Origin of the sequence: Acinetobacter sp. D009, from assembly GCF_038562025.1 — a bacterium.
Taxonomy (GTDB): domain Bacteria; phylum Pseudomonadota; class Gammaproteobacteria; order Pseudomonadales; family Moraxellaceae; genus Acinetobacter; species Acinetobacter pittii.
The window spans coordinates 2,982,145-2,995,607 of record NZ_CP151886.1 but is presented as its reverse complement, the minus strand read 5'-3'; the positions used below and the strand labels follow the sequence as shown (position 1 = coordinate 2,995,607).

Sequence of the window (13,463 nt, the reverse complement as noted above, 5' to 3'; positions counted from 1 at the left end):
AAACGCTCTCGTAAAAATACGGTTGAACATTTCAGGACTGATGTAAAAACAGGCTGGCACTGAAATAAAACGGATTTATCCCAGTTCGTCGTCTTCTTTCATCCGGACTATACCGTCGGCTTTGGAGTTTCACCAAATCTGCTCAAATTACACAATTTAAGCTCGTGGGCTTGTTAATCTATTTATTGAAAATTAACTTTACCACCGGTGGGGAATTACACCCCGCCCTGAAGCGATGGGTTTTATTATAGCGCGCTTGATAAAATTGGCTAGATGCTTTTATAGAATGCTAAGTCTCTTTATGAATAAGTATTTTCATAAACAGAATTAGGCTTTTTAACAAGAGCTTACTTGTTGATATGAAAATGGAATGCTATGTTTTTTATAGAAAATTATAAATAAAATAGGTGTTTCATGCAGATAAGAGACTATTATTCTCTAACAAATAGCTCATTTATTCAGCATCTCCATATTTTCAGTTATGTATTTATGGCGGTAAGTATTCTTTATTTAATTGCTGCTAATTGGTTGATGCTTCCAGATAGCATTCAACTCGCTATCCCGCCCCTTATATTACTTGTGACAGCATGGTTCAGTGTAAAAGATACCTTAACCGAAGGTGTTAGGCAGACCTTACACAGTATTTGTGGCTTGATGCTAGGCTTAAGCTTGGCCGTTATCGGACAGATTTATCAAACTGGTGCAGACAGTTATTTGCTTTTTTTAATTTGGACATTGCTTTTACTACCATGGCTATATCGACCGAATATTGGAATCTTTGCTTTAATTTGTATTACTAGTCAGCTCACACTTTTTTTATTTTTTAAGCAGACTTTTTGGTCAGAAAAATTTCCTTATTTATATCTATTCGCTCTAAATTTATTAAGCCTTATTGAGTTTTGGGTATGTATAAAGAAGTATCGTGCTCTAAGATTTGTTTTTATCGCTTGGTTTGCCATTATTTCAATCATTGGAATGATTCAATATTTATCGAATGAGAATATTCCTTATCTGATTTCGGCGTTCTTTTCAGGAATAATCGCTTTTTATTATTTCTTCAAAAAAGACGACCAATTATGTGCCAGTTTAATGGCTGCTGTTCTCGGCGTGACCGTAACAATATGGCTTGTAGATGGGATTAATAACTTATTTAAAGATTCTAATGAGTTCATTTTTTTATTGATTGCGGGCATTATTTTTATTTGGTTTGCACTGATTAGTTATCTTTTAATAAAAATTTTTCGTCAAAGCCGCTTTTATGTCATTCCATTGGCAATTGGTGCTTGGCTTGCAGGTCTAGCACTTGCAGCTTTTACACTGGTGTTTTGGGAGGCCATTTCTTTAGTTATTGGAATTATTTTTGTTGGACTAGCTTTTATTCTTTTAAAGAAATCACAAAGCTATTTCTTTCGACAATTTGCTTATTGTTTATTTATCAGTGGACAGACTGCTTTCTTATTTCATCTTGGTTCAGAAACAGATCAAATTCTATGGGTTTTAATTGCGCAGATTTTTATTCTATGTATCAGTTATTTCCTTAAACCACATTGGTTCTTCTTTTTAATTCAAATGCTTGCTACATATGGAATAGCTTTTATCTACTTGCTACAACTAGACCATTCATTGTGGTCAATACATTCTAATCAGACCTATTTAAATTTAACTTTGCTCAGTTACTTGGTTTTTAGTTTGGTGCTGTTGCCTAAGAGTGAATCAATAGCGTTATATGAGCGTAGTATTTTTTTATGTGTGCTGGTCGTAATAGTAGTAGCTTCTTTTTTTGATGCTTTTATTGGTTTAATTCCAGAGAGTTTGATAGGTCAGCAGCTATGGGTTTTGTATTTGCTACCTAGTCTATGGTTGCTATGTTTTGGTATTTTTCATTTATATCGACAACTTCATGGAGTCACTTTTTTTGCCTTTTTAATTTTTGGCATATTGCTTATTACACTTGGCTATTTTGAAATTTTTATCCTTTTCATTATTTTAACGTGGGCATTAAAAAAGAAAGATTATATAGTTTATGGAGTTAGCTTGGCTGTATTAGTTTTAGTGTTCTGGCAGCTCTACTACAACTTACAAATAACTTTTCTAGCCAAGAGTGCTTCAATTTTTATTTCTGGTGTTGTTCTCTTTGCTCTGTCATGGTTACTTCATCATGAAAATAAAAATGATCTTGTTAAAGGAGAGAAAGAATGAAAAAGTATTTTTCTCTTATTCTTGCCTTTATTACGCTATTATTTTTTGCAGGTTTAGTGGCGAAAAACGAATGGCATCTGCACCATAGTAAAAGTATTTTCATTGAGCTTAAGCCAGTTGATCCTCGTTCAATTTTACAAGGTGATTATATGGCATTGGCTTATGAATTAAATTTACAATTTCTTAAAGCTCTTGTTGGAAGTGAAGGTGAGGCTCTGGAACAGGTGATTTTTAATCGTCCTTCCGTTCCCGCAAAAGTTATTTTGGATTCACAAAATCGCGTAGTTCGTACCATTTTAGATATCAATAATTCATTTGTTGGGCAGAGGTTAATTTTAAAAAATCCTGAAAATCGTTTGCAGGCTTTATATCCTGCCTCTCGCAGTTTCTTGTTTGCAGAAGGCTTGGCTCAATGTTATGAAAAAGCCAAATATGCTGAATTTAAGGTAAATCCTAAAGGAGAGGCGATACTGTTCGAATTACGAGGAGAACAGCTTCAACCATTAAATTGTGAAAAACAAAAGAACTGGTGGGAAGGAACGATTAAGGATTTATAAAATAATAAAAGCCCGTCAATGCGGGCTTTTTATTCTTAAAATAAATTAGGCAACTTGAACAGGAATGCAATTCGCTGTGTGGTTGACTGTATTATTTGGATTAGCATATACCAAACGTGGTTTATGAATATTTGCTTCAGCTTCAGTAAAATCACCAAATGTAGCAATAATTACTAAATCGCCAACGTCTGCTTGATGTGCAGCACCACCGTTTACTGAAATAATTCCAGAGTTATCTTCACCACGAATCGCATAAGTTGTGAAGCGTTTGCCATTGGTTACATTCCAAACATGAATTTCTTCATATTCACGAATACCAGCTAAGTCCATCAATACGCCATCAATTGCACAAGAACCTTCATAGTGAAGTTCAGCATGGGTTACAACTGCACGGTGAATTTTGCATTTTAATAAACGAGATAGCATGGCTAGCGTCTCCTGAGTAGACCTAAGATGTAGATCTTATGGTGAAATCTTTAGCTTTTGCGTTTGGCAAAGTGGCTGATGCGCATTTTGCTCCTAAAAAAGCAAGATAGCAAGCATGATTGTTCAACAATTTAAGTGGGTTTATATGCATTAATTTGATTCATGGCCTGTGGAACTTGTCCTTGAACAAGTAGCTTTACTTTAGAAAGGGCATGATCAATTGCTGCATCCATCAGACTTTGTTCACTACTTGGTGCTTTTCCAAGTACGTGACCTGAAACTTTCTCTTTCGAGCCAGGATGTCCGATACCAATACGTAAACGGTGAAAATTTGGACCAATATGAGGGACAATGTCACGTAAACCGTTATGACCACCGTGTCCACCGCCTGTTTTAAGACGAATTACACCTGGGTTCATATCAAGTTCATCATGAGCAATCAAAATTGCTTCGGGAGCAATTTGATAAAATTTTGCAAATGGAACTACACTTTGTCCAGAACGGTTCATAAATGTAGTGGGTAGAAGCAGACGGACATCGTGTCCTTCTATATTACCACGTCCACTGATTCCGTGAAATTTCGGATCATTTTTTAATGTAATGCCATATTTGTCAGCAAGCTGTTCAATGAACCAAAAACCTGCATTATGGCGGGTTTGGGCATATTCTGAACCAGGATTGCCCAAACCAACAATTAGCGAAATATTTGACACTAATCTACGCCTTTAAACACTTATGCGCGTTTGAAGTCAGCGTGCATAGGAGTGTTTTTAGATGGGTGACGTTGTAACGCTTGGATTTTAACGTTTTCAACTTTGTCGCCCACTTTGATTTCTACAACTTCTTCAAAGAAAGCATTGCTTTCTAAAGCTTTTACAAGCTCACGAAGTTCTAAAGTAACAGTTACAGGCTCAGCGTTGCCACCATAAATGATAGCTGGAATTAAAGCTTCGCGACGAAGGCGGCGGCTCGCACCTTTCCCTTGTTTGTCTTCAGCACGCGCTTGAGCGTTTAATACGAAGTTTGCCATGAGTAAATCCTCATTAAAGTTTAAAAGACTAAACTTGCGACCAGTTTAGTGATAGAAAACCCCAGCCAAGGCTAGGGTTTATAAAAAGCTGCAATATTATAAACTATCGAACATTGCACTGATAGACTCTTCGTTATTAATACGACGAATCGTTTCAGCAACCATGCTAGCAACAGAAACCTGACGGATCTTGCCTAGGGTCAATGCTTCTTCAGAAAGAGGAATGGTATCAGTCACAACCAGTTCATCAATAACTGAATTACGTAAGTTTTCAATAGCCTTACCTGATAGTACAGGGTGAGTTGCGTATGCAACTACACGACGTGCACCAAATTGCTTAAGCGCATCAGCGGCTTTACACAATGTACCAGCAGTATCAACCATATCGTCTACGATAACGCAATCACGATCTTTTACGTCACCAATTAAGTGCATAACTTGCGACTCATTGGCTTTTTGACGACGTTTATCAATAATTGCTAAATCGATGTCACCCATCTGTTTGGCAACAGCACGAGCACGTACTACACCACCAACGTCAGGAGAAACCACCATAAGGTTGTCATGTTGTTGTTGACGTAAGTCAGCAAGCAAAGCAGGAGTACCGTAGATGTTATCGACTGGAATATCGAAGAAACCTTGAATTTGGTCAGCATGTAAGTCGATCATCACGACACGGTCAATACCAACAGTGGTAAGCATGTCTGCAACAACTTTAGCTGTAATCGGCACACGTGCAGAACGTGGACGACGGTCTTGGCGAGCATAACCAAAATAAGGGATAACAGCGGTAATACGACCAGCACTTGCACGACGCAAAGCATCTGCCATAACCAAGATTTCCATAAGGTTATCATTGGTAGGGGCACAAGTAGGCTGAACGATAAATACGTCTTTACCACGAACATTTTCAGTAATTTCTACTGAAATTTCTCCATCAGAAAAGTGACCGACTGATGCAGCACCTAGAGGGATATGTAAGTGACTTACGACTTTTTGAGCGAACTGTGGATGAGCATTTCCACTAAAAACGACAAGATTGGGCATGAAGCACCCTTGGCGGTTGGTATGTAATGAAATAGATGGCAGGGGCGGCTGGATTCGAACCAACGGATGCCGAGATCAAAACCCGGTGCCTTACCACTTGGCGACGCCCCTAATGCGGCAGAACTTTAATATTTTTGCAATGCAATGTCAAGATTAATCAACAAAAAGCATAGCAATTAAGTCTGTCTTTAAAATAAGAGAATGGCAGGGGCGGCTGGATTCGAACCAACGGATGCCGAGATCAAAACCCGGTGCCTTACCACTTGGCGACGCCCCTAAATTCGATGATATATATGATGGCAGGGGCGGCTGGATTCGAACCAACGGATGCCGAGATCAAAACCCGGTGCCTTACCACTTGGCGACGCCCCTAATATAATCATCATTACAGGTGAGGTTGGCAGGGGCGGCTGGATTCGAACCAACGGATGCCGAGATCAAAACCCGGTGCCTTACCACTTGGCGACGCCCCTAACGTGTAACCTTAAAATGATTAAGAGGAGATTCTTTTAAACTATTTACCAAGTAAGATTTACATGGTGAATGCTTAAAAATTTCATCAATATTCATTTCATTCGTTACTTCAATAAAAACACAAGCACCTGTACCTGTAAGCTTTGCTTGACCAAATTGATCTAAATATTGCATTGCTTCTTCTACTTCAGGGTATAACTGCCGAGCCAGTGGCTCAAAGTTATTTCCAAAATTAGAAGGTTCTAACTGATAGGCGCAAAATTTAGTGGTCTTAGAGTCTCTTGTCAATGTTTTTTGTGAAAAAAGCAATTGAGTGCTGATAAAACAATCAGGTTTTAAAATAATGAACTGTTTTTGATCTAAGTCTATGAATGATAAATGTTCACCGATGCCTTCAGCCCATGCATTTTTACCATAAATAAAAATTGGAACATCAGCACCGAGCTTTACACCGTAGTCCGCAAGTTGTTCTTGCTTTAGGCCACATTCCCATAATTGATTTAACACAATAAGCGTTGTGGCGGCATTAGATGAACCGCCACCTAGACCTGCACCCATTGGAATATTTTTTTCAATTTTGATGTGCAAGCCACAAAATTTTTTCGCATGTGGTTTTAGTATTTGAGCTGCCCGATAAATCAAGTTTTCTTCAGCACGAACTTCACTTAACCCATCGATTTTGATTTCTTCGCCCAAAGTCGGTGTAAATGTCATCCAATCATATAAATCAATCAGTTGGAAAATGGTTTGTAGCTCATGGTAACCATTCTCACGTCGGCCTGTAATATGTAAAAACAGGTTGAGCTTAGCAGGGGAAGGAACTCGAATCATAGATTTATATAATTAGACTTAGCGGTTTTGGATGACCATTGTAATACGGTTTTCTTTATCTTCAGCAAGAGCTTGCTTTAAAACCAGTTTGTTTGGCAAAGTTTGTTCACCATCGTAACTGAAATTAACTGTCCAGCCATCTTCAATCAGTTGACTCACTCGATTTGCAGCGTCTTTCGTAATTTGAGCATTTAGCGTTGCTGGTTTTGCTAAAATCCAGCTCGTTAAGTGTGTAATTGGTGCTTGCCAACCCGTTGCTCGCTCTAAAAGTTCTTCTGGAGAGGCAGCGCTAAGAAGTCCTGTTTTAGAACTGTTTAAAGTTACTTCGCCTGGTTTACCCTGAATTTGGGTTTTTCCAACGCCTAAAATGCCGCTTAACTCGATATCAAAATTATCTTGCTGTTGAAGCCAGGTAAAAAACGCACTACCAGTTTGCTGTGGTGTACGAACTCCAATCTTACCTTGCAAATTAAAGTGTTTTTCATCTTGAACTTGTTGGGTAACCGCTGGCTTTGGTTGAGTAAAATGCTGACAACCGGTTAGAAATAATACACTTGATCCACAAATCGCTGTGCACAGTTGGGCAAATTTGCTCATATATTTAACTCTTTTTTGCAGATGTAGGTAAAATTAACGCATCAAGCTGTTGTAATTGTGGATCATTGGCATGTTTTTGTTTCAGTTGTTGTAACACTGCGCTAAATTGCGTGAGTGACCCTTGCATATACAAAGCTTTAGCATAACGAACGCCAATATTTATATTATGGCTAAGTTCATATGCTTTGCCTAAGGCTTCCGCCGCAGCTTCATAATCGTTCTGTAAAAATGCAATATAACCTAGCGTATCAAGGATTGAAGCTTGTTCAGGTGCATATTCTAATGCTTGCTCTGCATACTGACGTGCTTCTTTTAAACGACGGTTTTGCAGTGCCAGTGTATAAGCGTATGCATTTAGGTACGTTGGGCTGTTGGGCTCAAGTTGTAATAATTGTTTTAATGTTTTGTCCAGCTTGTCACGATCCGTATATGGATCAAGTAATAAAACTTCCGCATAAATCAGTTCCGGATCGTCGGGTAAGTTTTTAATTGCTTCATCTAATAGATTTAGTGCAGCTTTTTTATTGCCCATTTTCTTTAAGATTTCGGCTTGGGCTTGATATAAGAAACTTGCATGTTGAGGATAATTTACTCGTTCTTGAGTAAGGAACCGTAAAGCATCGTGTAAGTTTTCTTGTTTATCATATATTGCGATCAAGTTTCGTCTAGATACCACATATAAACTGCCATCAACTAAACGATAGTAAGCTTTTGCAGTTTCATAATGCTGTTTACGCTCTGCATTAATGGCTAAGTAGTAATATGCTTCATTTTGGTATTTAGCCGAGTTTCTTAGGTCAACAAGATATTGTTCTGCTTTGTCATATTGCTTTAAATCAATACTCGTTAAGCCTGCAATGAATAAGGCTTCTTCAGCTTTAGGGTTAGTTTCTATAATTTTTTCAAGTTTTTCTAACGCAAGCTGAGATTGGTTAATTTGTATGAGATAGCGGATTTCCGCTAATCGAATATCTAAATTTTTCTTATTCTTACGACTCGACTTTGCATACCATTTAAGCGCACCTTCTTGATCGCTGAGAGCAATAAGTAAGTTTGCTTTCATTAAAATAAAGCTCGTTACTTTAGGACGTCGACGTAATGCTTTGTTAATGTTGGTTAGTGCAGTTTGTAATTGACCATTTTGAGCTTCTAAATTGGCGATGAGTGCTAAAATAGAAGGATTGTCTTTTTCTGCGCTAGAACGTAAAGCTGTTAATAGTACTTCTCGATCCTGCGCATTTTCTGGAGCAATGCTGGCCAAAATTTGTTCTAAATCGGCAGTGGGATCTATCTTTAAAATTTTATCTAATGTCTCAGCAGCAAGCTGATATTCGTGCGTTTTTAAAGCAATGTGTGACAAATAAAATAAAGCTGGTACATCTTTAGGTTCTTGAGCTACCCAGTGTGTAGCAATATTTAACGCAGCTTGTAAATCATTATATTCAAGTGCAACGTCTAAAGCTCTCTGCTTAATTGATGTAGAGTTGCTTTTAATTGCGAGCACTGTGTAATTATGCAAAGCATTTGGAATATCGTCATAAGCTAGAGCAAATTCAGCGACCATTGTTTGCTCTAGGGCCTGATCAAATGAATGCACGGCATAGGTCTCTTGCACAGGACGTGCATAGACATACGAGGACATGCTACCTAACAACAAGAATGTGGTAGAATACTGTCTTATCGAAGCACCGTTAAAATTAATACGGCTATTCATTTGACGCAATTTTTATTGATCCAAAGTAATGCTTTTTATGACACCGATGTTGCACAATAGCATAAATTTAGCGAAATGATGATCTGATATGTCTTTCTTTGCATTGGGTGTCAACCATCAAACAGCTTCTGTAGAACTCCGCGAACAAATTGCTTTCAATGCAGAGCGATTAAGTCGTTTGCTTGCCGAACAACGCCATCACCAAAACTTAAAGGATTTGGTGGTCGTCTCGACCTGTAACCGTACAGAAGTTTATGCCATGGCAGAAAACGCCGAAAGCCTTCTAAAATGGTTAGCCGATGCCAATAATATTGATGTAAAGCAGTTAATTCATCATGTTTATCGTTACGAGAATACGCAGGCGATTACACATTTAATGCGAGTGGCGAGTGGTCTAGACTCTCTCATGCTTGGTGAGCCACAAATTTTAGGGCAGGTCAAAAGCGCTTTGGCATTGTCTAAAGAAGCGCAAACGGTCTCTCCTGAATTAAATAGTGTTTTTGAATACGCTTTCTATGCAGCTAAACGGGTACGTTCCGAAACAGCGGTAGGTAGTCATGCTGTTTCAATGGGTTATGCAGTTGCACAACTGGCCTTACAGGTTTTTAGTAAGCCTGAAAAGCTTACTGTTATGGTGGTTGCTGCGGGTGAAATGAATAGCTTGGTGGCTAAACATTTGGCTGAAATGGGTGTCGCGAAGATTATTATTTGTAATCGTAGCCGTGAGCGTGCTGACCAGCTGGCTCAGGAGATTGCACATCAGGTTGAAGTTGAAATTATTGAGTTTTCAGCATTAGCAGAAAATTTATATCGTGCTGATGTCGTGTCGAGCTGTACTGGTAGTTTATATCAAGTTATTGCTTATTCTGATGTTAAGGCCGCATTGAAGAAACGTCGCTACCAACAAATGTTAATGGTTGATTTAGCGGTACCACGTGATATAGATCCTAAAGTTGAAGCACTTGATGGGGTCTATTTATATGGTGTTGATGATTTACAAAGTGTGATTGATGAGAACCTTGCTCAACGTCGTCAGGCGGCTGTTGAAGCAGAGGTCATGGTTAATCAATTAGCTACTCAGCTTATTACGCATCAAAAGGTTAAAGAGGCGGGTAGTACAATTCATGCTTACCGCCAGCACAGTGAAGAGATTAGTCAACAAGAGCTTACACATGCGTTAGAAGCTTTGCATCATGGTGAGAATGCCGAACAGGTGTTACAGCAATTTGCTCACCGTTTGACGCAAAAACTTATGCATCCCACATCTATCTTGTTACGTGAAGCTGCTAAAGCAGAAAATCCTGATTATTTTGAATGGTTACAACAGCATTTACAGGATGTATTTGATCATGAGCGTAAGCCAAAACATTAAGACAACAACTTTAAGCTAATTTGTTTTGTTAATTCATTCAATTGTTGTCTTAGATTTCTTGATTCAATTAAAGAAATCGGTGATTTCAGTTTTTGACGTAAATATCTTTCTTGCAGACTTAATGAATATTCTTTAGCTAACTTGTCAGCTACTTCAGGAGCCTGTGTTAATGCTTGAATATTTGTTCTTTGCATAATATCGGCGATTTCATGACAGTAACTACTACAAGCACCAAGCACATAATAAGTTGCCAGCTCTTGATCATCCGGTAAATCATCAAAAATACGATTTAAGATTGCCAGTACTTTGGCTAATAATTCATCTTGGTGAATATAAGCCCGTAATCCTTCAAAATGAATATAAAGAAAAGGATGATGCATTAAAATTGCAATCGCAAAGTCTTCATCTTTTGTATGGATGTTAAATGAGAGCGAGGCATCGTGGCTGATTTGTGGGGTAAAACGTTTACCTAGTCCGAGTTTTTCACGGAAAGATTGAGTAAGCAAGTAGCGGAAAGAACCTTGTTTTGGCAATAACTCGGTGAGTTCTCTGAGTTCACCCATGACTAAGCTTTTCCCTTCAGGCGTACTGATATCGTGTTGACCTGTTAAGTGCGCAAACACGAAATCGGACAGAAGAGGGGCTTGTTGTAATAGTTTTTGAAAATTTTCGAGTCCTTCTCGACGGATGAGAGAGTCTGGGTCGTGATCATTGGGTAGAACAAAAAATTTGAGTTCACGACCATCATTGAGAAGGGGTAAAGCAATTTCTAAAGTTCTGCGTGCTGCTTTTTGACCAGCAGCATCACCATCAAAAGCAATGGTAATTCGGCTATTTTGTTTAAATAGAATATTAAGATGTTCTGTATTACTTGCAGTCCCTAACGTTGCTACGGCCCCTGTAATGCCATATTGCTGAAGCGCAATGACATCCATATAACCTTCGACCATTAACCAATCGCTAGATTTAAGTTTTCTACCTTCATAAAGTCCATAAAGTAGCTGATTTTTATGAAAGACTTCTGAGTCCGGCGAGTTGATGTATTTGGGTTTTATTTCATCATTTAAGGCACGCCCACCAAAACCAACCACTCGGCCTTTAGGGTCGCGAATTGGGAAAATGACGCGGTCACGTAACAAATCAAAATCACGGCCATTATCACTTGAGCGGATAAGTCCGAGTTGTTTTAATCCGTCAATGTCATAAGGAAAAGCTTTTTCTAGGTGTTGCCAGTCTTCTGGAGCATAGCCTAAGCGCCAAAACTGAATCGTCTGATTGGTTAGTCCACGCTGTTTAAAGTAATTTTTTGCCTTTTGACTATGAGGTAATTGTTGTTCATAGAACTGAGCAACATTTTCCAGTAAGTCATATAAATTACCTTCTTGAACTGGTTCATCAAAGCTAAACGGCTGTTCGAACTGAGCAAAAGGGTCATCAAAAAATACGGGTTCAAGCGTGTTGTAGCTTTCATCTGATGGCTGCTGTGAAGTTACAGGCTCAGCCGTATTTGTTTTAGTAACAGGTGGCTTTGTAACCTGACGGGTATAAGATAGTTTTTTATTCTCAGTATTATCTTTAGGTAATTCAATTCCGGTACTGCTCGATAATTCTTTCATTACCTCAATAAAGTTTCGGTTATCAATATCCATAAGAAAACGGATTGCATTTCCGTTAGCCTGACAACCAAAGCAGTGATAATACTGCTTGTCACGGTAGACATGGAATGATGGCGTTTTTTCTTGATGAAAAGGGCAACAGCCGGAATATGTACGTCCGGTTTTTTTCAATTTCACACGCTGACCAATCAGATCGACAATATCTGTGCGATCTAGAATTTGATCAATCGTATGTTGTGGAATTGCCATAATTCAGATAACCGTATTAAAACTTGATGAGACAGCGAGTCAGAATATTCTGACATGATGAATCGAGATATGCCCAATAAATATTTTAATATTTTATAAAAACAAACAGGCAAGTGATATCACTTGCCTGTTTGTTGATGTTTTTTTAAAGCTTAAACTTATTGAGCAGCGTTATCCGCACCTTGTGTTGCCTCATCTGATTGTACATCAGTTGAAGCCTCAGGAGAGGTGACAGCTGGCGCAACAGTTGTATTTTCTGCTGCTTGTGGTTCAGGTTTGTCTAATAAACCGAAGCTTAAACGGTTTGTCCAACTACGTTCAGACTTAGGAGTTTCAACAGGTGTTTGTTGTGGTGCTTCAGTTTCTTCTTTATCTGAATTACCAATTAAACCAAAACTAACACGGTTGAGGAAACCACGTTTTGGAGCTTCTGCTTCAGTTGTGCTCTCTGGCGTTGCAGCAGTCGATTCACGACCGAAAATACCTAAAGTTGCACGGTTGATCCAGTTGCCTTCTTTACGAGCAGCACGCATGTTAACTGTGCCGTCTTTTTTCACAAGGCTTGGATAATTAAGCTTTAAAACTTCAATATATTGTTGCGAAGTAGCTTTATCACCTAACTTGTCATAGCTATATGCCAAAGTGGCTAAAGCTTCTGGAATTTGAGGTGTTTGTGGATAGTGTTCAATCACCCATTGCGAACGTTCTGCAGCGGCGATCCAAGCTTTACGTTTAACGTTGAAGCGGGCAGCAGTCATTTCATTTTCAGCAAGTTCTTGCCCAATGAATTTCATACGCTGAGCAGCATCGACAGAATATTGGCTACTTGGGAAACGACGAATTAAATCAACAAAGTTTTGATACGCAACTTTTAAATAACTCACATCACGATGTGACTGTTGCAAAGAGGTATAGCGCATCAAACTATCGTAGTTTTGTTCCATATTGGCAACAGCACGAACATAATAAGCATAATCCACATTTGGATGTTGAGGATTTAAACGAATAAAACGTTCTGCTAAGGCAATGGTACCTTCATAATCTTTTTGTTTAAATTTCGAATATAGAAGTTCAAGTTGTGCTTGTTGAGCGTATTGTCCAGTCGGATAATAAGTATCGATTGCCTCTAAAGACTTGGTCGCATCAAGATATTGACCACGGTCAAGCGACTTTTGGGCCTTTTCGAAGTAAGCTTGTTCACTAGATTGAGGGCCAGTATCGACCACTTCTTTTTTACTTGGATTGCTGCTACAGCCCACAAATGCAGACGCTACGCCTAAAGATAAGGCAAGCATCGTAATTTTATAACGTGGTAGCGACATAAAAACTCCTCTGTTATGTTGGGCAATGA

At 38.7% G+C, this 13,463-nt stretch carries 12 protein-coding genes, 4 tRNA genes and 1 riboswitch; of the genes, 3 read left to right on the top strand and 13 right to left on the bottom strand.

Annotated features, from left to right (window positions below):
- Positions 1-86: 86 nt before the first annotated feature.
- Positions 87-238, bottom strand: a riboswitch (FMN riboswitch).
- A 176-nt stretch (positions 239-414) separates the two neighbouring features.
- Together AAC388_RS14300 and AAC388_RS14295 are read left to right on the top strand one after the other, a co-directional pair.
- Positions 415-2,199: a DUF2157 domain-containing protein gene (locus tag AAC388_RS14300; RefSeq protein WP_342370838.1), complete on the top strand. Its 1,785-nt coding sequence runs from the start codon at positions 415-417 to the stop codon at positions 2,197-2,199.
- On the top strand, positions 2,196-2,756 hold the full coding sequence (locus AAC388_RS14295; RefSeq protein ID WP_342370837.1) for a GDYXXLXY domain-containing protein: 561 nt from the start codon (positions 2,196-2,198) through the stop codon (positions 2,754-2,756). Before AAC388_RS14300 ends, AAC388_RS14295 begins: the two co-directional genes overlap by 4 nt.
- A 45-nt stretch (positions 2,757-2,801) precedes the next feature.
- Here AAC388_RS14295 and panD read toward each other — a convergent pair whose 3' ends face one another.
- The 11 genes from panD to AAC388_RS14240 form a co-directional block, all read right to left on the bottom strand.
- Positions 2,802-3,182, bottom strand: coding sequence for an aspartate 1-decarboxylase (panD, locus tag AAC388_RS14290; RefSeq protein WP_002120296.1), 381 nt, complete (start codon positions 3,180-3,182; stop codon positions 2,802-2,804).
- Between the two features lie 131 nt (positions 3,183-3,313).
- Positions 3,314-3,895, bottom strand: a complete 582-nt coding sequence (gene pth, locus AAC388_RS14285; protein WP_002120328.1) for an aminoacyl-tRNA hydrolase — start codon at positions 3,893-3,895, stop codon at positions 3,314-3,316.
- A gap of 20 nt (positions 3,896-3,915) precedes the next feature.
- The gene (gene rplY / locus AAC388_RS14280; protein ID WP_002120443.1) at positions 3,916-4,212 is read right to left on the bottom strand and encodes a 50S ribosomal protein L25; all 297 of its coding nucleotides are present in this window, start codon (positions 4,210-4,212) and stop codon (positions 3,916-3,918) included.
- A gap of 96 nt (positions 4,213-4,308) precedes the next feature.
- Positions 4,309-5,259 (bottom strand): ribose-phosphate pyrophosphokinase, encoded by a 951-nt coding sequence (locus AAC388_RS14275; protein ID WP_002120445.1) that lies wholly within the window; start codon positions 5,257-5,259, stop codon positions 4,309-4,311.
- 36 nt (positions 5,260-5,295) lie between these two features.
- Positions 5,296-5,370, bottom strand: a tRNA-Gln gene (locus AAC388_RS14270).
- A gap of 91 nt (positions 5,371-5,461) precedes the next feature.
- Positions 5,462-5,536 (bottom strand) — tRNA-Gln (locus AAC388_RS14265).
- Positions 5,537-5,556: 20 nt separating this feature from the next.
- Positions 5,557-5,631, bottom strand: a tRNA-Gln gene (locus tag AAC388_RS14260).
- Between the two features lie 26 nt (positions 5,632-5,657).
- Positions 5,658-5,732 (bottom strand) — tRNA-Gln (locus AAC388_RS14255).
- On the bottom strand, positions 5,731-6,564 hold the full coding sequence (gene ispE, locus AAC388_RS14250; RefSeq protein WP_218660247.1) for a 4-(cytidine 5'-diphospho)-2-C-methyl-D-erythritol kinase: 834 nt from the start codon (positions 6,562-6,564) through the stop codon (positions 5,731-5,733). Before ispE ends, AAC388_RS14255 begins: the two co-directional genes overlap by 2 nt.
- A gap of 18 nt (positions 6,565-6,582) precedes the next feature.
- On the bottom strand, positions 6,583-7,161 hold the full coding sequence (gene lolB, locus AAC388_RS14245) for a lipoprotein insertase outer membrane protein LolB (protein WP_342370836.1): 579 nt from the start codon (positions 7,159-7,161) through the stop codon (positions 6,583-6,585).
- Positions 7,162-7,165: 4 nt separating this feature from the next.
- Complete coding sequence (locus tag AAC388_RS14240) at positions 7,166-8,875, bottom strand: tetratricopeptide repeat protein (RefSeq protein ID WP_005070953.1); 1,710 nt, start codon at positions 8,873-8,875, stop codon at positions 7,166-7,168.
- Positions 8,876-8,963: 88 nt separating this feature from the next.
- On the opposite strand from AAC388_RS14240, the gene hemA reads away from it, so the two are divergent.
- Positions 8,964-10,247, top strand: a complete 1,284-nt coding sequence (gene hemA, locus AAC388_RS14235) for a glutamyl-tRNA reductase (RefSeq protein ID WP_005803203.1) — start codon at positions 8,964-8,966, stop codon at positions 10,245-10,247.
- Here the strand turns inward: hemA and AAC388_RS14230 are convergent.
- Both AAC388_RS14230 and AAC388_RS14225 read right to left on the bottom strand, forming a co-directional pair.
- On the bottom strand, positions 10,244-12,112 hold the full coding sequence (locus AAC388_RS14230; RefSeq protein WP_032056898.1) for a DNA primase: 1,869 nt from the start codon (positions 12,110-12,112) through the stop codon (positions 10,244-10,246). The two genes, hemA and AAC388_RS14230, sit on opposite strands and share 4 nt — an antisense overlap.
- A gap of 158 nt (positions 12,113-12,270) precedes the next feature.
- Positions 12,271-13,434, bottom strand: a complete 1,164-nt coding sequence (locus tag AAC388_RS14225) for an outer membrane protein assembly factor BamD (RefSeq protein WP_202744714.1) — start codon at positions 13,432-13,434, stop codon at positions 12,271-12,273.
- Positions 13,435-13,463 lie beyond the last annotated feature (29 nt).